Raw genomic sequence first — 23319 nt, forward strand, 5'->3', positions numbered from 1 at the left:
TCACCTCGTTTTATACACATTATTATTTATTTAACTGCCACTTTGCACTAATTGCTTGCTGCTCTTGCGCTCTATCTAGTGGTGCGCCGCTGATCATGCTATCTATAACAGCATCTAACTCACTGTTATTAGACGCCGTTTGATATTGCGCGCCACTGTTACTTTGCTGCACGGCTGTTTGCGCTTTAATTTGCCAACCGCTTTGCGTTTTACAAGCAATGCTTGTTTGCATTGTATTATTTGAGCTTAGTGCATACTGCCTACAAAGCTCACCTTGCTGATTTTTAAAACTAAGCTGTGCACTAAATAGTGAGCCATCACTTTGCTTATACTCACCACTACTTAGCTGTGTATTAAGTGCTGTGGCTATGTTACTGGCTACTAAATTTTGCGACTCATTGGGTTGTAAATAGCTCGTCATTGCAACACCAAATACCACGGCAACGCTTGCAGCTATTGCTAAACTTTTATTAGCCGATTGCTTAACCTTTTGCCAAGGCGTTAAGGTTACTACATTACTGTTTAACGTGTTTTTTGTCGTTGCTGTATCAAGCTTTACAACCGTTTTAGCTAATGAGTCACTAAGTGGTGCGTCGTCAATACTTGCTGCGTGCTCTTTTACTCGCATGTCTACTTCGCTTAGCTCTGCAAGTCGCATTACTAGCTCATCATCGGTTTCAAGGGCTTTACGCACTTGCTCCATTTCGTGCTCGCTTAGTTCTGAGTCTAAAAAGGCGCTAAGTGTTTCGTCGTTAATGTTCATACTTGCTCCTTTTTAAAGTCGGGTTTTATTAAATTATAAAGTGTACTGCGTGCTCGCGATAATTTACTCATTACACTGCCTATAGGTATATCGAGTGTATGTGCTACCTCTTTATAAGCCATGCCCTGCACTGCCACCAGCGATACTATGGCGCGTTGCTCTTCGGGTAATTGCCCAAGTGCTGTATTTACATTTTTAAGCATTTGTTTGTTTTCGAGTGTTTGGTGCTCATTACTTGATATTGGCTCTGGTAAAATATCGGCATGAGCCGTATTTTGCCTTACCTTGCGTGAGCGGTATTCGTCTATCCACACATTACGGCAAATTTTAAATGCCCATTTAGCAGGCTCAACGTCATCCGGAATGCCTTTTACTAATAGTTTTTCAATTGTTATTTGCACTACATCATCTGCATCTGCTTTACTACCCGTTAGCGAATAGGCAAAACGCCTAAGCATGGGCAATAAGGTTTTTATAGTTTCGTTCATTGATTTTTACCCCTTTTATAAAGAAGACGATTCAAAAAAGCATTTATTCCCAAATAATTTAAATAATGAAATATTTCTATGTGTTAAACGTTAACTAACCAGCATGATAAATTTAATAGAAGTAACCCACTATGAATATTATAAACACACGCGTTAAACACATAATAGCCGCTTCGCTTTGTATATTTAGCGCAACGAGTTCAGCCAATATAGTAAGAGTCGATCAGGTGCTTGGGCAGCTAAACCCAATAGAGCAGCGTATTGAGCAAACTATAGAGCGAGCACAGCGCCTGCCGCTTCCGGTGCCTGTTCCACAAATATCGATTGATGAACTAAAAGCGCAAATTAGTGAGCCAATTAGCAGCTTACCCAATGTGCTTAACATTAATATAAATAGCCAAAACACCGCATTTGTTGAAGTAGAGCTTGAAAACGGCTTTAGAGCAATAGAGCGCCAATGGTTATTAATGGCAAATAGCCAACAACTTAATACCCTAAAGCAGCAAAATGTAACCATTGTATCGGTAAAAAATTACAACGCACTTAACATGAGCTTAGTGGGCTTTAATGTACCCCAAGGTGTTAACTCTAAAAGTGAGTTATTAAAAGCACTTAACTTAGATGAGTCTGCAATACTTGACCGAAACCACATTTACCAAGCGCAAACAGGCGAGCCTAGCGTGAAAGTAACACCAAATAAGCCTGTTGCTCCTTACTGCACACAAAGCGTAAAAATTGGCATGATCGACAGCGCAATTAATACCAAACACAACGCTTTTAAAGGCGCAAATATCACCACGCAAAGCTTTTTACCTAAAGGGTTAAGCTCGCCAAATTTACACGGCACCGCCATAGCGGGGTTAATTACAGGTAAAGGAGTAATGCTCAGCCCGCTTTTAAGCAGTGCAGAGCTATACAGTGCCGAGGTGTTTTATAGGCAATCTGAATATGCACAAGGGGCTACATTATTTGCCATAGTAGAGGCACTTAACTGGCTAGTTAGTAATAAAATCCCCGTAATAAATATGAGCCTAACAGGGCCAAATAACGCAATTTTAGAAGCAAGTATTACTGCAGCATTAAAACAAAACGTATTAATTGTAGCTGCTGCGGGTAACCAAGGGCCGGCGTCGCAGCCGTTATACCCAGGCGCGTATAAAAGCGTGATAGCGGTAAGTGCTATTGATTCAAAAAACCACATTTATAGATGGTCAAATAAAGGCGATTACATAGACTTTGCAGCCCTTGGTGTAAATGTTGTTACAAGCCAAGGCAATGGAAAATTTGGGAGGGAGTCGGGTACGTCAATGGCGGCGCCGCATGTAAGCGCGGCATTAAGTTGTTTATTGTTAAAGCATGGGAATAATAAAACCAAAGCACTTAACGAGCTTACATCGCTGGTCGTCGATTTAGGCGAGCAAGGCAAAGACACCACCTTTGGTTATGGCGCCATTTACCCACCTAAAAGTGCACTTTAACTGACGCCGATAAAACCGATTGCGTATAGGTATTACTACTAAGCTTTGATTGATAATCGCCATATTCAGCCTCGGCTATTAGCGTTACGTGCTCAAACACAGCTACGTTATAAAACGCATTAACTACATTTCGGTGCTCATCTCGCGACGGTATTTGCTCAAAAAAATCATCCGTTGTTTGCTCATCGTAATCTTTATTTTGATAACGCCAGCCAGCCCCTACTTTGTTAGCCACATTAAAGGCCGTAAATTTGTGCGTAACTTTAGTAGTAAAGCCGTAGCCGTTAAAGTCGTATTGGTTGTCGTCGGCGTTTTCTTTATCAGCGCTTAGCGCTGCCATTAGCATGGTTTGCCCATTATTTATAAAATGATAAAGCGCTACATCGCCGCCTACGCCGTCGGCATTACGTGCTTTTGCAGTAGCAAAACGTTTAGCTTTGGTTTTTACACTCATACGCAAATACGTATGCGGGTTTAAAAAATGGCCATAGTAGGCGCTGGCTTGATTAAAATGTAAAAATGTATCGCCATCTACATTTGCTTTTGCACCATCGTAACGAACCCCTACTTCATGGCTATTAAAGCTGTAGCTGCCATCTAAACCATATTGATGAAGGTCTAAATCGTATTGATCAAATTCATCGTAGTCTTGTTGTTCAAACTTATAGCTTGAGGTTAATTTAGCGTTTTTGGTTACTTGCCATTTTGCATTAACACCGGCTGCGGTTTTTATGCCGCTGTCGCTTTGCGACGAAATATCGTCAAGCTCCTGAACAGAGAGCGCCGAGTTACTTAATACCCCAACTTCTGCATCTGCATTTAGCTCAAAGCTACTTTTAAGGGGATTATTTTGCTCAGCTGTTTTAATGTGGTTAGTTTGTGCAAGCACCGCTTGAGCACTAAAAACACACAATGTGGCGGTTATAACTGCTTTCATATTTATTCTCCAACAGGCCGAATAGGTTTCCCTATTCGGCATTTGTGCAAGCACTTGGCGTATTAAAGGCCTAGGTCTAAATCGTTAGTAATGTTGGTTACTACTTCACTTGCGGTGCTAAGTGCTACATCGTTACTAATTTGATCAGTAACCGCTGCACTCACCTGCCCGCTAACACTTTGTTGTACCGTGCTTTGTAAGCTGCTAACCGTACTATCTTGCACACTGGCAGTTAAAGATTGCTGAACACTACTTACAATTTCATTACTGGTATTAATTGCATCACCTACCTGCAGTGCAGAACTCACTGAGTTTGCAGCCGTATTAGTAATTGCTAATTGGTTTGTAAGCTCACCCGCATTAAGCGCACTCGCTGCATCAGCTTGTGTTACTGAATCGGTTGCGCTACTCACATTTGAAAGTAAAGAGGCATCTGTTGGTGTATCAGTAGTATCAGGCTGAGCGCCTTGCTCAGAGCTAACAGAAAGTAATGACGATTGGCTCACTGCAGTCGTTAAATTATCCGCCGATGAGGTTAACTGCGCGGTTGCATCAAGCGCTGTATTGACTGTGGTATTGCCTGTGGCATTTAAAGACGATGCCGATGCATTCAATGAGTTATTTAAAGATGAGCTGGCAGATGCAACTAATGAATTTGCAGGCTCTGCGGCCTCACTGCTTTCTTGCGCTGAAGTTTGCGTGTTATTCGCCGTTGAATCTGTGTTTTGCGAGTCATCTGCCGTTACTTGTGTATTGCTAGATGCGTTTGTGTCATTGCTACCACTGGCTGTTAAACCATTTTGTGAAAGCGCAATAGATGTAGATGTTTGTTGCTGCGCCGACGTTGACTGAGATATTTCAATATCAGCGGCGTGCACTGCACCTGTAAAAGTACACACACCGCTTAACATCATTACGCTTACAATTTTATTTAATTTAGTCATTGTTTTGTCCTCTAGTTTGTCGGATTGACATAAAGAAGACGATTTACAAAAACACTTTATTCCAAAATAAATTAAAAAATTACAATAAAATCACTTATTAACTAAATTTCAAATACTTAAAGGTAAGCCAATACCCTACGGCGTTTGCGTTTCACTATTTTGTATCAGCAATAACAGCTCGGCAGTGGCGGTTGCGTCGGCCAATGCGCGGTGATGGCTGGTTAAATTTAAATCAAAATGCGCACTAAGGTTACCAAGCGAATACGACTTTAAGCCTTTAAACGCTTTGCGCGATTCAACCACGGTGCACATTTTTGGCATTTTAAAAAAGTGCCCTGCCATCTCGCACTCTTTTTTAATAAAGCCGTAGTCAAAATTAACGTTATGGGCTACAAAAATACTGCCTGCGAGTATATCTAATAGCGGCTTAACTATATTGGCAAATACAGGCGCGTTGTAAACCATACTGTCGCTAATACCGGTTAATGACGTAATAAAGCCAGGTATATGGCGCTCGGGGTTAACTAAGCTTGTCCAAGTATCAATTACTTTACCGTGCTGCACTTTAACAATACCAATTTCGGTAATTCGGTTGCCGCCTTTTAAGCCACCCGTGGTTTCTATATCAACTACGCTGTAAACACGGTTTGGGTCTACAAACCACTTAACTGCAGCAATGTGTACTGTAAAGCCCACATTTTTTAAATTATCAATAGTTGTAAGTTGGTTGCGCCTAAGCTTATCGCCTGGGGCTTTTACTTCTTCAAAATGTACTTGGCCATTATTAATAACCATTAAGTCGGGGTAGCCGTCTTTTAGCTGTAAATAATGTTTACTCATAGCCGTTAAATGAGTAATTAATGCCTCAAGTGGGCTGTTTAAAATAAGCGCTTCTAGTGGCTCTAATAAATTGCTGCGCCATCTAAATAATCCATTGGGCTGATCAAAGTATTGCGCTGCATTTTTGCATACTAAATTAAGTAATGCTTGCGACGTTTGGCACTGAGCTAAGCGCTCGTTTATCTGTGTTTGCTGCGCTTCATAAAAATTACCAAGCCTTAATACTTGCGGATAAATATCAAACTCATTGCATGGCGGATAAGGCGACTCCACAAATAACTCGTGCCAAAATACTAAACCAAACAAACTTTGCCAAAGCGTGTTTTCGGTATTAAATACAGCCATACCTTCGCGAGTATAATAATCGTTTACGCCCTGCTCTACTTCACCTCGGTACAGTTCATCTATTTCTAGCACGCACTGAGTGTCGGCAAGCATGGCACTTAAACGCGAACGTGTTTTTTTATTAAACTTACGCATTAAAAAATCGTCAGCAAAATAAAGTAAATCATCAGTAAGTGGGTTTTCGATAATGGCTTCTAACCGTGCTTTTACCCACTCTTTATTGCCAAGCCTGTATTGCTCTCTTATTTGAATTTCTTGTGCTTCGCTATCATCCACGCACCCTTCAAGTAAACTAAAAGCAAGTTCGCTATCAACTGTTTTTAGCTGCCTATAAAGCCTAACTAATAGTTTGTTTTTTAATACAACGGCAATTGCACCATGTGCAGCTTGCACTAAAACCTGCGACGCTAAAGCAACATAGTCGCTCTCATCTGTAATATTTTTAAATGCTAACCGGTAACGGTTTAATAAATAGTTTGATTGCGCTTCGTCAAGTGTTTCAAAACGCGACAAGCTCTCGCTGTGTCCTTCGCGCGTAGCGGTTAAGCCTAAGTCTCGCATTACAAAACGGTTTTGATGATTCACATCGCCACTGCTTAGTTTGCCTGCAAATAAAAACTCAAAATATTCGTAGTAATCACTGCGGTTGTTAATTACATACTGGCTATAAAGTGGCGCAAGCTCTTGTGGGCATGCTTTAAAAAACTCACGCGCAACATCCACCAGCGCGCCTTTAGCGGCGCTTTTTTTAAAGCTTATTTGCTCACTGTAATTACTTAGCAACTCAACCAAAGAAGGCTTAGTTAAGTGCGCTAAAAGCTGCGAATAATGCTGCTCGTTTGGCTCTAATAAAATACCGGCTTTTTTTAGCGTATAAATAGCCTGATGCGGCGAGGTTATTTCTTCATAATTAAGCGATTGCGCCTGCACTAAATAAGGCTTTCGCGAGTACACACGCGCCAACATGCACTGGCTTTGCTCATCTAGCTGATTAATTTTACTAATAAATTCACTATGTTTAGGCTCAAGTAAATGCATGCATTTACTTGTTACAAACTCAATAAGCTCTCTAAAATGCGCTAAATAGTATTTTGCTGGTAATTCTTTTTTCATAATATCGCCATAACTGTATATAAAAACAGTATCTAGCATTTGTGCTTATTATTCAATCTTAAACTTGTAACTAAAACACGCTATAGTGAGCGTATAAAAGCAAATTCATTAAAAATAAAGGACTTACCATGAGCGCGCACCCATACAATGTTTTATCACTTAATAACGGCGCAAATATTATTTTTACGCCCTGCCCTGGCACAAAAACGCAAAACCTAGCGGATTCAATCACCACATTAAAGGCGGCTGGCACTCACATGCTGCTTTCACTTATGCCGCAAAAAGAACTTGAAAAAAACAACGTACAAACAATTAATAGTGAGTGCAGTAAGCACGATATAACCTGGTTTCATTTACCAATAAATGACGACGAAGCACCCAAACAGCCTTTTACATCAAGCTGGAACACCCATAAAATCGACATATTACAGGCCATACAACACAAACAAACCATTGCCATACATTGCAAAGGCGGCACTGGCCGCACAGGTTTGGTCGCTGCGCTTATTTTAAATTCGGCAGGTTACACAAAAGATGAGGTATATAGCTTAGTACAAGGTATTCGCCCTAAAGCACTTACTATAGAATTGCAAAAAGAGTACTTTGAGAGTTTTAGTCGGTAATAAAAAAGCTAGCGTAAAACAGCAAAGCTACTGATAGTTAAACGCCCATTAACTGGGTCACAGGCATAACCATTAGACGCGTTTATATTACCGGAATGCAATAAATTACTTGGGTATATAACTGCCCGATTTAGCTTAGCCTCTACACTGTAAACTTGCTCAAACAAAGTTGTACTTCCATTTATATATTGTGGATTTTTATGAAGTTTTTGCGCCATGGCTTGTTGCTTAATAGCTTGCCTATAAAGCATAAGCCGCTCTTTTGTTATACGTTCGTACCCTAGGGCTCTATGCTTATAAAATGAAGTGCCACCATGAGTTTCATCACATAAAAAGTGCACCATAGCAAGTTGATTCATATTAGGTGTATCAAAATGAGGGAGCATTTGTATTGGCCTGAGCTTATTAGGCTCAGTGCATGCAATTGAAAAAGCAGAAAGAATTACATCGAACTCGCTTTTATCCGCCATATCAAAGTGTGAATTAATAATTGGCGCAAGCGCTTTTAACCGCTCGATATAACTAAGCGGTGCTGCTTTTCTTACTCCTGGGTAAAAATCACTTTCTTGTGCGCAAAACGCTTCTCTAGCACTTTGAGAAAACGCAGCAAAATTAATAAGCGCATCTACATTATTTACAAAATCATCAATAACAATAATTGGAGTTTTTTCTTCCCCTACAGTATGTATGTGTAACGCCATATTTTCGTTTAGTTTAAAATCAATCATCGGCTAAATTAAGCACTGCATTTTTACGCTCTATCAATGGGTATATTTGGCCAAGTGAGGTTATAACAGTATAAATAGCGGGTAATAAAGCGCTTTGATGTAAAAGCGTAATTTGATCACTATTAAGTTGTGCGAGTCTTTCTTGGTTAATAGTGTATAGGCCGTTTAACTTTGTTTTTTGACTGTTCTGAAACGTGACCTCAAGCGATAATGGCTGCAGTAGATCATGCTGTAACAAGGTATCAATTAACTTTTTATTGTCTATTTCGCCCTGTAGTAAATGCCCTAAACACTGCTTTATTTGTTTGAAATAGCTACTTTCTTCTGCGCTTTGGGTATAAATTGGTTCTAAATTATTCTGGCTTTGCGCTCGATTATTAACGACTGCTGGGCTATTTAAATTAATACACACAGGGTATTGAGTTTGCTGCGCATGAGTATCACCAACAAAAAATGGCTGACGCTGTAATTGAAGCGGTAAATACACACCCTGCCACTGCGAGTTCTGATAAAACAAGTTCTCATGTTGCTCAAAGCCTAATAAAGCATTGAGTGTAAACTCCCCTGTTTCTGAGTTTTTTGCAAAAACTATAGGCTGCTGAACAGCAATTTGATTAAGTTCTGCCATAACAACAGGGACCATATTAATGTTTTCTGCGTGTGATTGTGCCTTTTGTGTGTCTATTTTTATGTGCTGATGAGCATTTTGTTCTAATGCGACTAAATTTTCCATGTGTGTCTCTTTATTGTTTTTATGTGTAAATTTTTAAGCTAAATAGTGCTAAACCCATGATTCTTAACTTTATTTAACAATTCTCGGTTACTAGGTAAGTTAGTTACAGCTTGGTTTATCATGCTCTTATTTTTATCAAACTGACTTTTAGCAAAAACAGTGTCTTCAAGCATATAGGCAGTTGTGCTGTAATCACTTTTAAAGCCCATACCATATAAAACATATTGATAACTCGCCGCTGGAAACACCTCATTGTTACTTGTAAAATCGTGATCAGCAGGGGCGCGGTATTGCCATAGTTTCATTAGATCTTGTAAGCTTTGAGGAATCGTTTTAGGGTCTCTGTTATCGCTCCAAAATGCGTTATCGTCACGGGTTGATAAAATATAATGTAACTTTAAAAAGTCGATTATTTTTTCCCACCTATAGGTAAACGTCTCATTAAAGCGTTTGGCGGTAATATCCATAATATCCCGGGTATGGGGAAGTTGTTCGCTTATCATTTGCGCTGACATTTCTACTAATACCAATGCAGAAGCTTCTAGTGGCTCTAAAAAACCAGCCGAAAGCCCAACCGCAACACAGTTGTTTTGCCAAAAATGTGAGCGGTGGCCACTTTTAATAGGGATTTTTCTAATTGTTAACGACTCTATTTTATCGCCTACATACTCTCTAAGTTTTTCCCTTGCTTGCGACTCGGTACTGTACTTACTGGAGTACACATAGCCCACCCCACGGCGGTGCTGTAATCCTATATCCCATATCCAACCCGCTTCTTGCGCTGTTGAAATTGTGTGAGATGCAATACTGTCATTTTCATCTTCATAAGGGACTTGCACTGCTAAGGCGGTATCAATAAACAGCACATCATCGCAGGGCTGAAAAGGAATCTTATAATGCTCGCCTAACAACAATGATGAAAAACCAGTGCAATCGATAAATAAATCACCGCTAATTTCACCTTGTTGCTTTGTAGTAACGCTTGCAATATCGCCATTTTTAGCATTATTGACCTGCGTTACATCAGCTAAAATATGTTTAACGCCTAGCTGCTGAGTACAATGTTTTTGTAAAAAAACGGCAAATTTTGCAGAGTCTAAATGGTAGGCATAATTGGCTATAGCAGCATATTCTGGTGTACGAATTGTTTTAGGGGCAAGCCCTTGCTCACAAATAGCTTCTTGGTAACACACTGCGTTTGAAAAAGACGTTGACTCTGCTGTGTTATTTAACCAATGCCCTGCCATATCGGTTTTTGAAAAGCCCTGCGGCAGAACTAATGGGTGATAGTAAAAATCATCATCGCTGCCATCCACCCATTTGGCGAATTTTGCTCCTTGCTTAAAGCTTGCTTCACACTCGCGTATAAAATCGGTTTCGCTAATACCAAGTGCTATTAATGTACTACGCATGGTAGGCCAAGTGCCTTCACCAACACCTATAATTGGTACATTTGGAGATTCAACTAGCACAACATTAAGACCATCGGGGGTATTACTTTTATGGTCCGCCGCTAATCGACCAGCTGTTAGCCAGCCTGCTATACCACCACCAACGACAACCACTGTTTTTATTTCTTTATTTTGCTGGTTCATGCTTGTTACCTATAAAGGCATATTTAAAAAGTGGCTATTACTAAATGTAAAAGCCACTTTTATTATTTAAGTTAGAAACTTCCACGAACACCTAACGCAAAACGTCGCCCGCTATCTTCAACCATTAGTAATTGATTAGAGAAGCGACCACGTTTGTGTACGTATTCTTCGGTTAAGTTTATACCCTCAAAGAACACCGATACATTTTCGGTAATATCATAGCTGCCACTGGCATCGAATTGTGCATAGTCTTCAACTATCGTCACACCATCACCATTTAACTGTGTTAGTGACTGTACAAAGCTATCGCGCCAGTTATAGGCTAAACGCGCCTGAAATGGGCCATTCTCATAAAAGCCAACCACATTATAAGAGTCGCTTAAGCCTGTTAATGCAAATACTTGAGTTATATCTGCAGGGTCTAGTTCTGCATCACTATCAACAAATGTTGCATTAACCATAAAACCAAAGCCACTATCAAAACTATGCTGTAAGGCTATTTCCCAGCCATCAACAATCGCCGATTCGCTATTATTTGGTAATGTGTTTGTAAATACAGCCGTCGAGTCAGCAGCGTCAGGGTTATCTACATCGTTACCTGTTGAGGGGTCAGTCAACAATCCGCCGTCAGACAATTCAAAGGTTAAATCTTCAGTGGTATTGATAATGAAGTTAGCAACATTCTTTCTAAAGTAACCAGCGGATAAATAACTGGCATCAGCGTAATACCACTCTAATGATAAATCTAAGTTATCAGAGGTAAATGGCTCAAGCGCAGGGTTACCAGAGCTTGATGTTAAATTGCCCCCTTGGCGCGTTGTTTCAATTACTGTTACAGGCGACATACTATCGAGTGTTGGTCGCGTAATTGTTTGTGATACAGCAGCACGTGCTATTAGCTCATCGCTTATTTCAAGCTTTACGCTAAAGTTAGGTAAAATCGCTTCGTAATCTGAACTTGCTGAAATATTTTCTACGGCGCCGAAATTAGCAAGCATTTCTGTTTTATCTAAGATAGTTAACGCGCTAACCGGCTCATCTGTGCCCTTTACTTTTACATCGGTGCTTTCATATCTAAAGCCCGCTGTTGCGTATAAAGGCATGCCTGCAAGTTCAGCTTCAAAATCAAATTCTGTATAAAACGAGAAAGTATCTTCAGTTATCTCAAACGACTTATTACGTTTAACTGCATCAAAACTAATAGGCTGACCATTCGCCGCAGCTATTTGCTCAAGGTACGCAAAGTTTGCCTCTCCATCATGTGCAAGCCATGACGTTGGCATACGACCGCTGCCGCTCACATCACCTAAAAAGTCATCTCCTGCGTCAAATACAAATTGCGCTAAGCCATCCATACTTGGGTCATCTGGGTAACCACAAAAGGTACAGTGAATACCTACGCCTTCGTTGTCCCAACGATCAAGGTTTTTAGTTTCAGTTGAATACATAGTACCAAATTTAACCGAAACTAGGCCTGAGCTGCCATCGTTATGCCAAATGCTATCCCAACGAAACTGATCCACAGTATCTTCTACAGCCCAACCACGGCGAAGCATTACGTGTGCACGGCTGTTGGCTGTATCTAAATGATTTGATACGCCATCAGGTGCAACTGCAGGGTTATAAGCAACACCGTCCAGCTCTTGCTGGCCGCTATAAATGTTAGGGTTAGCAGAGGCAAACTCACTCGCGTAAGGTAAGATACCGCCATCCACTTCAAATCGAACTCGGTTAGCATAGCCAATCAACGATAGCTGATCGCCACCGCCATTATTAGCCTCACGCTTGGCTTTTGAGTGGCTCAAATCAAACTTCATATTTAAGTTATCGTTTACATGCCAATCAAAGTTTAAACCTAATGCGCTAGAGTTGGTTAAACGATCAAACTTTTTAGCGTGCATATCGGTGGCAAGACCTACCTCTTGATATAAATCAACCACAGTGCCATTTTCATCAACGGTTGGGCCTGCAGCATCACCAAAGCCTTCTAAGTTTGGCGCTGTAAACCAGTGCCCGTAAGACGTTGTGTCTGCTTCTACATCAAAATCTGAATAGAGCGCATCAGCAGTGATAACTAAATCATCTGAAGGTGCATACTGTATAACTAAATTTGCATTAGTGCGTGTACGTGTCTCTGTAGTAACTTTATGATCGTAATTACGTGGCGAGAAAATATTACCGGTGTATGCTTGCCCGCTTTGAGTTTGAGGATTTGGGACGCCCACGTTTTCTAACCAGCCGTCTACCTGTGCCTGATTTAAGCGTGTTTCGCGTTCTTGACGAGAAACGGCAAACAACAAACCCAGTGTGTCATCATTAAATGTATTACTAATTAAGCCAGAAATCTCAGGTGTGGTTTCTTCACTATTTTCATCGTAAATACCTTTAACACTACCCGCTATTTTAAAGCCACTAATCGCAAATGGACGTGCCGTATTAACGTTTACTGTTGAGCCAATACCACCAGATTGCATAGTGGCTGTTGAGGTTTTAAATACATCTAAGCTTTTAACCAATTCTGATGCAATGGTATCAAAGCTAAATGCACGGCTTTGATTCTCTGATGCCATTTGGCGTCCGTTTACTAGTACAGTATTAAACTGCGGGCCAAAACCACGCACCGTAATAAGCTGCCCTTCGCCGCCTGAACGGTCTATTGAAACCCCAGTAATACGTTGCAAAGACTCGGCTAAATTTGTGTCAGGAAATTTACCAATATCTTCTGCTGAAATGGAGTCAACCACGCCACCGGCTTCTCTTTTTGCATCCATGGCTCGACCAAGCGAGCCTCTAATTCCGCGTACTTCAATTATTTCTGGTTCTTGTGCTGCTGTTTCTGCTAATGCAGGGAGCGTTGTCATTGTGCTTAGTACAGCAAGTACTGCACTGGACACGCCATTTTTTTTATAGTTAGCCATGTTGTCAGTTCTCTCGAAGCTAGGGTCTATTAAAATAGAAATTTGCCCATCTTCGCTAACTTGCATTTGCAAGCCGGTACTGTCGAGTAAAGTCTGTAATGCATTTATTATTGAATACTCGCCAGTAATAGTATTTGTTTGTAACTGTTGAATTTTATCCAACGGAAAAAGCAAAGTAATATCGGCTTGCTCGGCAAAGTTTATTAGCGATAAATCGGCCCTTTGTCGAGGAATGTTAAACATTGCTTTTTCGTCCACCGAGCTCGCTTTCACCTCTGTGGTGACTAAGCTAAAAACAAGCACATATAGCGGTAAACAAAGTGGCAAATGTATACATTCCATGCGTATAGTTTTTGGCCATACACAGGATGAAGACGAGTGACTTTTTATTTTCCTCCATAAATATTTTTTATTTTTTTCAAATAATTTATTTTTTTGACTAGCCATACTTATTATTACTAAACCTTTATTATTTTTTGGTGTGCAAAAAAATGTTGTGGGGTTTCAACTAAAAAAGTTAAATATATTTTTATATTAATTAATAGGTTATATGAACACGTATAATTATAGAGCTAGCCTATACGTGTTAATAATTTGAAAAACTGTAGTACACTTGGTATTCAAATTACAAGCTTTTAACAACAAGGATTGATAGTGCCTGCAATTTTACAAATAGAAAAACAATTTATTTTAAAATTGAGTAGCGGATTTTTTATTACCAATCGTCTTAAGCTGTAATGGCAAAACAATAACAACAATTGCCAAAACCACACACACACGAGACACACACTCAATGACAAAAGACACACTATTTTATAAGGCTTATCTGGCCTCGCGCAAAGGTCTCTCAAATGTAGTGGCACGCATAGTGCCTCCACATGAAATTGAAGACATTGTGCAAGAAACTTACGTGCGAATTTGTCAAATAAAAAACACTGAAAACATTTGCTCACCAAAATCTTTTATTTATAAAACGGCGCGTAACCTAGCGCTCGATTATCAAAAGCAAGCCAATATACGACTAGTCGATAGTATCGACAACATGGAAGCATTAGAGCAACTCTTAACGGAACATCAGAAAGACGAAATGTACGAAAATGCGCTTACCGATTGCGAATTTTCAAATTTTTGTGAAGCTGTCAGGCTTTTGCCTGTTCAATGCCGTAAAGTGTTTGTATTAAAAAAAGTGTATGGTTATTCGCAGCGAGAAATTGCTGCTCAATTAAACCTTAGTGAAAGTACCGTGGAAAAACATATAGCAACCGGCGTAAAACGTTGTACGCAGTTTATGCGACAATCTGAAAAAAGTGTGTATGGCAAACCTAACTCTTCTTCACAAAAAAGTGCAGGGGGTAGTCATGAGTAATGTCCACCATATAGACGAACGAAATAATAAGGCAGTCGAAGACGCACGCCTTGATTGTGCAAGTGAATGGCTTGCTAAGCTCGATAGAGGTTTAACTAAACCCGAAAAAGACGCATTGCAGCTCTGGTTAGCTCAGTCATATAAAAACGTCGAAGTATTACTTGAAGTTGCACACCTATGGGACAAGATGGGTGAACTCAGCCGCTTATCTGATCTATTCCCGCAATCACAATCTAGACAAAAACGCCTCCCTGTGTGGTTAGGTGCAACGGCCGCTTCTGTTTTATTGGCTGTTGCACTTAGCTTTTTTCAAGAAGCATTTAATTTTTCATTTTTTTATCCCGTTAATCGGTCAGCTGTTGTCGCTAAGCAACTTAACTTTCAAACGGGTGTAGGTGAAAGCAAAGACATAATTTTGCCAGATAAAAGTGAAATTACATTAAACACTAATAGTTTTGTACAAATAAGATATACCCGAGACTCTCGAGTAATTAACTTACTGCGGGGGGAGATACATATAAATGTGGCGCATGATAAGGCACGGCCTTTAAGTGTTATTGCTGGTGATAAAGTTATTCAGGCAGTAGGCACTGCGTTTAATGTTGAAGTGGGTGAAAAACAAATAGAATTAATAGTCACTGATGGAAAAGTGCTTGTTGCCGAACAAAGTAATTCGCAACCATCAAGCCTCCAAAAAAATGGAACAAATAAGCTTGGTAAATTTTTATCAAATAACTCTACAGCAGTTTCTAAAGGTGAAAAGCTCGATTTAAGTTTCAAAGGTAAAATAGCTAAGCACGTTGAAAAAGTAGACCCTATAGACGTAGCGGCTAGTCTTTCTTGGCGTAAAGGAAGCCTTATTTTTAGAGGCGAATCTCTTGCCGATGCCATGGCCGAGATTAGTCGATATACGAATATAGACTTTGAGCTTTCTGATGATGAGCGTTTAACAAGGGTACAAGTCGCTGGTATGTTTAAAACAGGCGATGTTAAGGGCTTATTAGAAGTATTAAATAATAATTTTAATATTAGTTATGAAAGAATTAGCCCAGATAAAATTCGTTTAAATTACGCAGATCCAAGCGCTTCAATATAGTACAGTACACAATAATAAAAATCAGGACACACAATCATGACATCATCTTTATCGCCGAGGAATAATAGCTCGGCGCACACATCAAACACGTGCTCACTTTTTTACGTAATTTTTATCTCTGCCGTGGCTGCTATTGGTGGCTTTTTATTTGGTTTTGACTCAGGTGTTATTAACGGCACAGTGTCGGCACTCGGTAATGCTTTTAACTCAAGCAGTGTAGCTACGGGCTTTAACGTAGCGTCTGTGTTACTTGGCTGCGCCCTAGGTGCACTTGCTGCGGGGCCGCTGGCTGATAAATTTGGCCGCCGTGCAATTATGATCATCACCGCGATTATTTTTGCCATTAGTGCCTTTGGGTCGGGCATTAGCGAAAGCTCAGCTGAATTTATTTTTTATCGCTTATTTGGTGGCTTAGGTATTGGTGCTGCATCAGTATTAGCGCCAGCTTACATTGCTGAGGTTGCACCACCAGCACTTCGCGGTCGTTTAGCTACACTTCAACAACTCGCTATTGTACTGGGTTTGTTTGCTGCGTTTTTAAGTAACTATTTAATTGCTGATGCCGCAGGTAGCGCGCAAAATATTTTAATGCTTGATACAGCCGCTTGGCGCTGGATGTTTTGGGCTGAGCTTGTGCCTGCTGTGTTGTTTTTAGTGGGTGTTTTGTTTATTCCGGAGTCGCCTCGTTATTTAGTGGCGCAAGGTAAAGTAGACGATGCTAAAGCAGTATTTAGTAAAATATCGAACGACAACGTTGATGCGCAAATAAGCGATGTTAAACGCTCATTGCATAGCGACACAAAGCCAAGTATTCGCGATTTATTTATTGATAGCAGTAAAAAAGTACACCCAATTGTTTGGGTGGGTGTTGCGCTGAGTGTATTTCAGCAATTTGTGGGTATTAACGTGGTGTTTTATTACGGCTCTGAGCTTTGGCAGGCCGCTGGGTTTGACGAGTCGCAATCGCTATTTATAAATGTACTCGCAGGTACTACTAATATTGTATCAACCTTTATTGCCATTGCCCTAGTTGACAAAATTGGCCGTAAACCACTGCTCTTAGTAGGCAGTATTGGTATGTTTATTAGCTTAAGCGCGCTTACTTATATATTTGGTAGTGCAGGCCTTGATGAAGCAGGCAAACTTGCCCTTAGCGATAACATGGGTACGTTTGCACTGATTATGGCTAACTTATTTGTGGTATTTTTTGGCTTAAGTTGGGGCCCTGTTGTATGGGTATTATTAGGCGAAATGTTTAATAATCGTATTCGTGGTGCAGCCCTTGCTGTTGCAGCTAGCGCACAATGGATTGCTAACTTTGCCATTACCATGACCTTCCCTATTATGCTGGCCAATATTGGCCTTGCCGGTGCTTATGGCTTTTATGCGTTATCGGCACTTATAAGCATATTTTTTGTTGTTAAATACATAAAAGAAACACGCGGTAAAACGCTCGAATCTATGTAATTTTTAAAAGCGGTGATATTAATCACCGCTTTGCTTTTACATACAATGGCGTTATTTAAGAGTGATTGTTTGGATGAGCTCAACGTTAATTAATAAATATATTTTAAACTGCTGTTAATACGTAAACGCTCCTTTTACCAGCAAGCTTTTACTACCAAAGTTTATAGCTACCGATTGCATACTTAAATATCACTACAGCTCAATACGTTAGCGAAACTTTTAACTTAAGTTAAGGTTGAATAGCAATCTACGCTCATTTATTTTAACTTTATAACCATTGCCGTATTACCTTTTATTATAACTAATCTATTTAAATTCCTTTTTAGAATATCAAAAATTAGCTATTGTCCGCCCATTCCAACTTTATGTATTTACTAAAATGAAAAAACAGTTAATTTCAGGCTTAGCTTTAACGTGTGCGTTAGGTTCGTTCAGTGCATTTGCTACTAATGGTTATTTTACTCACGGCTATGGCATGACCCACAAAGGCATGGCTGGCGCAGGTGTAGCGCTGTCAGAAGAGTTAATGTCTGGCGCTAATAATCCAGCAACCTTTTTACCTAACGGAACAGAGCTATCTCTGGGCTTAGAGCTTTTTTCACCTGAACGAAAATATACTGCATCAAAAGTAGATACTTTTTACCCTGGCGCATTTTATCTTGAAGCAAAAACACAAAAAAGCGACAACACTGTATTTGCAATTCCAGAGTTTGCTATTGGCCATCAATTAAATGAAAAAGTAAATATTGGCTTATTAGTGTATGGCAACGGCGGTATGAATACCGAGTACGGCGCAGAATCCTCTCCTGAGGGGACTTTTTACGCTGGTACAACGGGCGTTGATTTAAAACAACTCTTTATTAGCCCAACAGTAAGCTATGAGTTGAATGAACAAACACGCCTTGGTGTATCCCCTATTTACGTGGTGCAACAGTTTGAAGCGCAAGGGCTTGGAAACTTTGCTCCTTTTTCGCAATCACCCCAAGCGCTTACAAATAATGGCACCGATACAAGCACAGGCTTAGGCATTCAACTAGGTATTAGCCAAGATATAAATTCGTCATTAAGCTGGGGAGCGAGTTACCGCTCATCAGTGTCTATGCAAGAGTTTGATAGCTATAAAGGTTTGTTTGCAGAGCAAGGCGGATTTGATCTGCCAAGTTCGTTTCAACTTGGTGCAGCTTATAAGCTTACCCCAAGTAATCAGGTTGTATTTGATTGGCAAAAAATAAATTACAGCGAAGTAAAAAGTATTGCAAATCCAATCAATAACTTGATGTCAGCGCCTTTAGGGGCTGATGCCGGCGCTGGGTTTGGCTGGAACGATATGACTATTTATAAGCTTGGCTATCAGTGGCAGCGTACATCGCAACAAAAAATTCGTTTTGGGGTATCTTACACCGAGCAACCTATTCCTTCATCAAACGTTTTGCTTAATATTTTAGCCCCGGGCGTTCAAGAGTGGCATTTTACTACTGGCTTTAGCCATTCTTTTACCAACAAGGTACAATTAAACGCTATGGCTTTTTATTCGCCAGCAAAAAAAGTAACGGGTGCTAACTACTTAGCGCCTAATCAACAATTATCAATCGAAATGAAACAAACCGGTTTAGGCGTTTCTATTGTTTGGGAAATTTAAAAATGATAACAGAATTCACCCCAGTATCGGCTGCAATAGGCGGGGCATTAATAGGTATAGCGTGTACGTTATTACTGGTTTTATACGGAAAAATTGCGGGTATATCAGGCATTGTTAAATCTGTATTCGCTAAAGCAAATTCAGACTCTCGTTGGCAGTTATACTTTATTTTAGGGTTGTTGTTGGCAGGAGTGGCTGTAAGGGTATTTGCGCCTTCTTTATTAGAAGGCGAATTGCAATTACCGCCTTGGCTTATTGTTGTTGCAGGGCTTTTAGTTGGCGCTGGTACAACGTTAGCTAATGGGTGCACAAGTGGCCATGGTGTGTGCGGCATGTCGCGCTTTTCTACTCGCTCTTGGGTTGCAACATGTACATTTATGCTTGTTGCCTTCATTACAGCAAACCTTGTAGGATAAATAATGAAAGCAATTATGATGGTTGTTATAGGCTTTATATTTGGCTTAGGACTTATTATTAGCGGGATGACAAACCCTGCTAAAGTGATTAACTTTCTTACCTATGGAAACCAATGGGACGCAAGTTTAATTATAGTGATGGCTGTTGCCATGCTAATAATGATGCTGACATGGTTATGGGTTGCAAAAAAAGAGAAGCCACTTCTTTCAGGAACGTTTAATTTAAGTGATTTAAAAAAAATTGATGCACGCTTAATTATCGGCTCGGTACTTTTTGGTTTAGGCTGGGGTTTAAGTGGTATATGCCCAGGCCCGGGTTTGGTTCAATTGGTGTCTCTTAAAATGGAGTTTTTATTATTTTTTGCAGCCGTGCTAGGCGGTATGTGGTTAGCCAAAAAAGTATAATATTTGCTGCCGACTAAACTCGGCAGCTACTTTTACCCAAACAAAGGTACATAACTTGCTGCAATATATATAAAACTATATTGAACAGGTTTAAGTTATGCTAAATAAAGCGCTGGAATTTTCTAACAGCACACCTTGGTTAGGCGCAGCGTCCTCCCTATTACTTATAGCTATACTACTGTTTTTAATTCGTTTTTTTGTAATGTACTGGCTAAAAAAATGGACTTCAAAAACCAAATTTATATTCGATACTTTACTAATAGAGTCAATATCTAAGCCGCTAACACTGTGCACAATTATTGTGCTACTCACCATTTTAGAGCACGACACCTTCATTATTAGTACTTCTATTTCTCAACAGATCCCTTTTAATAGCATTAATATTGTATTAGCGCTGCTTGCACTTATTATGTTTTTAGACCGCTTTATTATTGGCACTATTAATTACTATGGTAAACAATCTGCCGTGGTTTTTAATTCAAAAAGCATAATTAAAGGCGTGATACGCGTTACATTATCGTCAGTGGGATTACTGGTTTTAATGGGCACGTTGGGTATTTCTATTACACCTATTATTGCCTCGTTAGGTATTACATCACTAGCTGTTGCTCTTGCTTTGCAACCTACCCTCGAAAATTTTTTTTCTGGCGTGCAGCTTGTAATAGATAAACCTATAAGGGTGGGTGATTTTATTGAGCTTGAATCTAAGGAGCAAGGCTTTGTTGATCATATAGGTTGGCGATCTACATGGGTTAAAATGCTACCTAACAATATGATTATTATACCTAATAGCCAATTATCTAAATCGCGTATTATTAATTACTTTTACCCTGAAAAAGAGCTAAGCGTGCCTGTTGATATAAGCGTGCATTACGATTCAGATTTAGAATTTGTTGAGCAAGTAACACTCGAAGTGGCTCGTGAAATACTTATTTCACACGAATGGGGCGTTGATGATTACAATACCTTTGTGGTTTTTCATACCTTTGATAGATCAAGCATTAACTTTACGGTAATGCTTAGAGCTAAAGAATACTTTAATCGCTTTTGGGTTAAATCTGCTTTTATAAAAGCCCTGCATAAACGCTATAAAAAAGAAGGTATTGTAATTCCCTTCCCTATTACGGCTATTAACACGACTCAAGAAGCCGCTAAATTTAATAGTGATAAAAAGGTGCAAGGCGACACTTAAAAAAAGCGCGAGTGACTCTCGCGCTAATAAGTATTAAAACTTGTAGGTTATTTGCCCAATAATTTCACGAGGGCTGCCAGGAAAGTGGCCGTTTCGTTCACTAAATCCACTAACCGCGTATTCTTTATCAAATAGGTTATTAATATTTACACTCAGCAATACGTCGTCAAAGCGGCTCGTCCAGCTCATATCAAATACAGTAAATGGTTTTACTTTTTGACCATCGGAGCTTACTTGCTCACTCACATAATTAGCGCCAAACGCAATAGAGGAATTAATCGAATCGAGCCCAAAGCGTGACCATAAACCTGCCTGATGGCGCGGCGCATTAGCAAAGCGCGAGCCATCACCAAATGTATCTGAAAGCGTATCACCCGTTACGCCGTCTACTACTTGCGTATCGTTGTATGCGTAGTTAGCCGTTATTGTCCAATGCTCGGATAAATCGCCTACTAAAGTTGTTTCAAATCCACGGCTTTCAACTTCACCTATATTTAAAAGTGCGGCAATACCATCACCCGCGCCCGTATCTTCAGGATTGCTCATTACCACGTTTTCTTTATTAATTTGATAAACAGCAAATGTACTCATTATTTTGCCGTCAAACCATCGGTTTTTCATACCCAGCTCGGTTTGCTTACCGGTTTCTGGTTCTAAATTACCTTCGCCTGCTACATCTTCTTGGTCGGCTGATGATGTAGGGTTAAAGCTCTCTGAGTAATTAATATATACCGATGTGTTTTCTACTGGCTGATAAGTAACAGCAACGCGCGGCGTTATATCGTTATCTGAGTAACTAAAACCTGTTTCTTGATTAAACTCTTTAAAATGGTCATAGCGCAAACCTGCAATTATTGTCCACTGCTCGCCTATGCTAATTACGTCTTGCGCGTATACACCAAATCGGTCGGTATCTACGCCATCGCGGTTCATGTCGGTAAGGTTATAAGTACTTGGATCGGTTTCACCGTAGTTTAAATTAAAAATATTTAAATTAGCGACGCCATCGGCCTCATATCGGGCGCGAAAGTAGTCATATTCGGTATCAACGGTGTGGTAATCACCACCAAATAAAAACTGATGGGTTAATTGTCCTTGTCCAAAGTTATAAACAAAGTCGGTGGTTACACTTGCCTCTTTATTGGCACGAAATTGCTTACGGTATTCACGCTTAATCGTTTCATCGTCAATATTGGCAGCGCCATCACCGTTTACATCTACCCAGCTTTGCGACTCATGGTACGCTTGGTCTCGCTCGTTATCCATGTAACGAAACGTAGTACTTAACGAAAAATCATCATTAAAATAATGGCTAAGTTCTGCTTGAAGCACCAAAGCTTCCATATTTTGATAATCAAACAACTCATTGGCGTTATAACTTGGGTCAACTAAAAAGTTACCGTTGTCATCTACCGGTACGCCACGTAAGCGGTTTCCGCCTAGGTCTTGTTTAATGTAGTCAACACTTGCGGTTAGGGTTGTTGAATCTGTTAAATCAAATAACAATCCACCTGTCAGCTCGGTGTTTTTTGAGTCTGCATTGTTACGAAAGCTGTCTTGCTCTTCATAGTAACCACCCAATCTATAAGCCATTGTATCGCTTAAACCACCAGTCATATCAAGTGATGCACCACGGGTGTTGTAGTTACCCAAAGTAAGCTTTAGTTCGCGTTTTTGTGTGTAGCTTGGCTTTTTGGTTACGTAATTAATCATCCCACCAGGTTCGCCCCCGCCATACAAAGCAGAGGCAGGCCCTTTTAATACTTCAACACGTTCAACATTAAATAACTGCGGTACACCAAAGCCAGAATATGGGTCGCCACGTACGCCATCGTAAAATACATTGGCATCGTCTCTAAAACCACGAAAAGTTACGCCTGAGTAGCTGTATTCACTGACACCCGCAATAGAGCGGTATAAATCGGTAATGTCGCGCGCGGCTTGGTCAATAATAAGTTGCTCGGTTAACACCTGAGCCGATTGCGGAAGCTTAATAAGATCTAAATTAGTTTTGGTACCAATTTTACTTTCGGTTTCTAGGTAAAATTGCTGGGCACGGCCAGTTACTTCTATTTTTTCAATATCGTTATTTTGCTCGGCAAATGCCACATTAGAAAAAGCAGAAAAAGACGCAGCAATACTGAGCGCCAAATATTTTTGGTTAAACATATTGATCCAAAGAAGAGGTTTATAAAACGTTGCGAATGATAACGACTATCATTAACATGTGCAA

At 40.1% G+C, this 23319-nt stretch carries 19 protein-coding genes; 9 read left to right on the forward strand and 10 right to left on the reverse strand.

Translation table 11 applies throughout. The annotated features are described in order from the left end of the window. Positions 1-22: 22 nt before the first annotated feature. Positions 23-763, reverse strand: coding sequence for an anti-sigma factor (locus tag H5116_RS11615; protein WP_182716184.1), 741 nt, complete (start codon positions 761-763; stop codon positions 23-25). Further along, on the reverse strand, positions 760-1251 hold the full coding sequence (locus H5116_RS11620) for an RNA polymerase sigma factor (protein WP_182716185.1): 492 nt from the start codon (positions 1249-1251) through the stop codon (positions 760-762). The genes H5116_RS11615 and H5116_RS11620 overlap by 4 nt, the downstream gene beginning before the upstream one ends. A 131-nt stretch (positions 1252-1382) precedes the next feature. Between H5116_RS11620 and H5116_RS11625 the strand changes: the two genes are divergently transcribed. After that, entirely contained in the window at positions 1383-2729 is a 1347-nt protein-coding gene (locus tag H5116_RS11625) for a S8 family serine peptidase (RefSeq protein WP_182716186.1), read from the forward strand. On the opposite strand, the gene H5116_RS11630 is transcribed toward H5116_RS11625, so the two are convergent. From H5116_RS11630 to H5116_RS11640, 3 genes are all read right to left on the reverse strand, one after another. Beyond that, a complete protein-coding gene (locus H5116_RS11630) occupies positions 2713-3666 on the reverse strand; it encodes a hypothetical protein (RefSeq protein ID WP_182716187.1) in 954 nt (317 codons plus the stop codon). The two genes, H5116_RS11625 and H5116_RS11630, sit on opposite strands and share 17 nt — an antisense overlap. 62 nt (positions 3667-3728) lie before the next feature. Then, on the reverse strand, positions 3729-4610 hold the full coding sequence (locus H5116_RS11635; RefSeq protein ID WP_182716188.1) for a hypothetical protein: 882 nt from the start codon (positions 4608-4610) through the stop codon (positions 3729-3731). A 135-nt stretch (positions 4611-4745) separates the two neighbouring features. After that, positions 4746-6947, reverse strand: a complete 2202-nt coding sequence (locus H5116_RS11640; protein ID WP_182716189.1) for an exonuclease domain-containing protein — start codon at positions 6945-6947, stop codon at positions 4746-4748. 89 nt (positions 6948-7036) lie between these two features. Between H5116_RS11640 and H5116_RS11645 the strand changes: the two genes are divergently transcribed. Then, on the forward strand, positions 7037-7531 hold the full coding sequence (locus tag H5116_RS11645; protein ID WP_182716190.1) for a dual specificity protein phosphatase family protein: 495 nt from the start codon (positions 7037-7039) through the stop codon (positions 7529-7531). Between the two features lie 8 nt (positions 7532-7539). Here H5116_RS11645 and H5116_RS11650 read toward each other — a convergent pair whose 3' ends face one another. The 4 genes from H5116_RS11650 to H5116_RS11665 all read right to left on the reverse strand — a co-directional run bounded on the left by H5116_RS11650 (position 7540) and on the right by H5116_RS11665 (position 13952). Next, positions 7540-8232, reverse strand: coding sequence for a DUF6445 family protein (locus H5116_RS11650; RefSeq protein WP_259398813.1), 693 nt, complete (start codon positions 8230-8232; stop codon positions 7540-7542). A gap of 19 nt (positions 8233-8251) precedes the next feature. Continuing rightward, positions 8252-8992, reverse strand: coding sequence for a SapC family protein (locus H5116_RS11655; RefSeq protein WP_182716192.1), 741 nt, complete (start codon positions 8990-8992; stop codon positions 8252-8254). A gap of 38 nt (positions 8993-9030) precedes the next feature. Then, on the reverse strand, positions 9031-10587 hold the full coding sequence (locus H5116_RS11660; protein ID WP_182716193.1) for a tryptophan halogenase family protein: 1557 nt from the start codon (positions 10585-10587) through the stop codon (positions 9031-9033). Positions 10588-10658: 71 nt separating this feature from the next. Then, positions 10659-13952, reverse strand: a complete 3294-nt coding sequence (locus tag H5116_RS11665) for a TonB-dependent receptor (RefSeq protein ID WP_182716194.1) — start codon at positions 13950-13952, stop codon at positions 10659-10661. 346 nt (positions 13953-14298) lie between these two features. Here H5116_RS11665 and H5116_RS11670 point away from each other — a divergent pair, with 346 nt between their 5' ends. From H5116_RS11670 to H5116_RS11700, 7 genes are all read left to right on the forward strand, one after another. Further along, positions 14299-14871 (forward strand): RNA polymerase sigma factor, encoded by a 573-nt coding sequence (locus H5116_RS11670; RefSeq protein ID WP_002958279.1) that lies wholly within the window; start codon positions 14299-14301, stop codon positions 14869-14871. Further along, on the forward strand, positions 14864-15967 hold the full coding sequence (locus tag H5116_RS11675) for a FecR family protein (protein WP_182716195.1): 1104 nt from the start codon (positions 14864-14866) through the stop codon (positions 15965-15967). The genes H5116_RS11670 and H5116_RS11675 overlap by 8 nt, the downstream gene beginning before the upstream one ends. A 36-nt stretch (positions 15968-16003) precedes the next feature. Continuing rightward, positions 16004-17434, forward strand: coding sequence for a sugar porter family MFS transporter (locus H5116_RS11680; protein ID WP_182716196.1), 1431 nt, complete (start codon positions 16004-16006; stop codon positions 17432-17434). Between the two features lie 379 nt (positions 17435-17813). Further along, the gene (locus tag H5116_RS11685; protein ID WP_138488771.1) at positions 17814-19073 is read left to right on the forward strand and encodes an OmpP1/FadL family transporter; all 1260 of its coding nucleotides are present in this window, start codon (positions 17814-17816) and stop codon (positions 19071-19073) included. 2 nt (positions 19074-19075) lie between these two features. After that, entirely contained in the window at positions 19076-19489 is a 414-nt protein-coding gene (locus H5116_RS11690) for a YeeE/YedE family protein (protein WP_021032090.1), read from the forward strand. Positions 19490-19492: 3 nt separating this feature from the next. Continuing rightward, positions 19493-19894: a DUF6691 family protein gene (locus H5116_RS11695; protein WP_002958285.1), complete on the forward strand. Its 402-nt coding sequence runs from the start codon at positions 19493-19495 to the stop codon at positions 19892-19894. A 97-nt stretch (positions 19895-19991) separates the two neighbouring features. Then, the gene (locus H5116_RS11700; RefSeq protein ID WP_182672030.1) at positions 19992-21086 is read left to right on the forward strand and encodes a mechanosensitive ion channel family protein; all 1095 of its coding nucleotides are present in this window, start codon (positions 19992-19994) and stop codon (positions 21084-21086) included. Between the two features lie 33 nt (positions 21087-21119). On the opposite strand, the gene H5116_RS11705 is transcribed toward H5116_RS11700, so the two are convergent. Next, a complete protein-coding gene (locus H5116_RS11705) occupies positions 21120-23255 on the reverse strand; it encodes a TonB-dependent siderophore receptor (RefSeq protein WP_182716197.1) in 2136 nt (711 codons plus the stop codon). Positions 23256-23319: the final 64 nt, after the last annotated feature.

The organism is Pseudoalteromonas sp. SG45-2 (assembly GCF_014164115.1).
Classification (GTDB): Bacteria; Pseudomonadota; Gammaproteobacteria; order Enterobacterales; family Alteromonadaceae; genus Pseudoalteromonas; species Pseudoalteromonas distincta.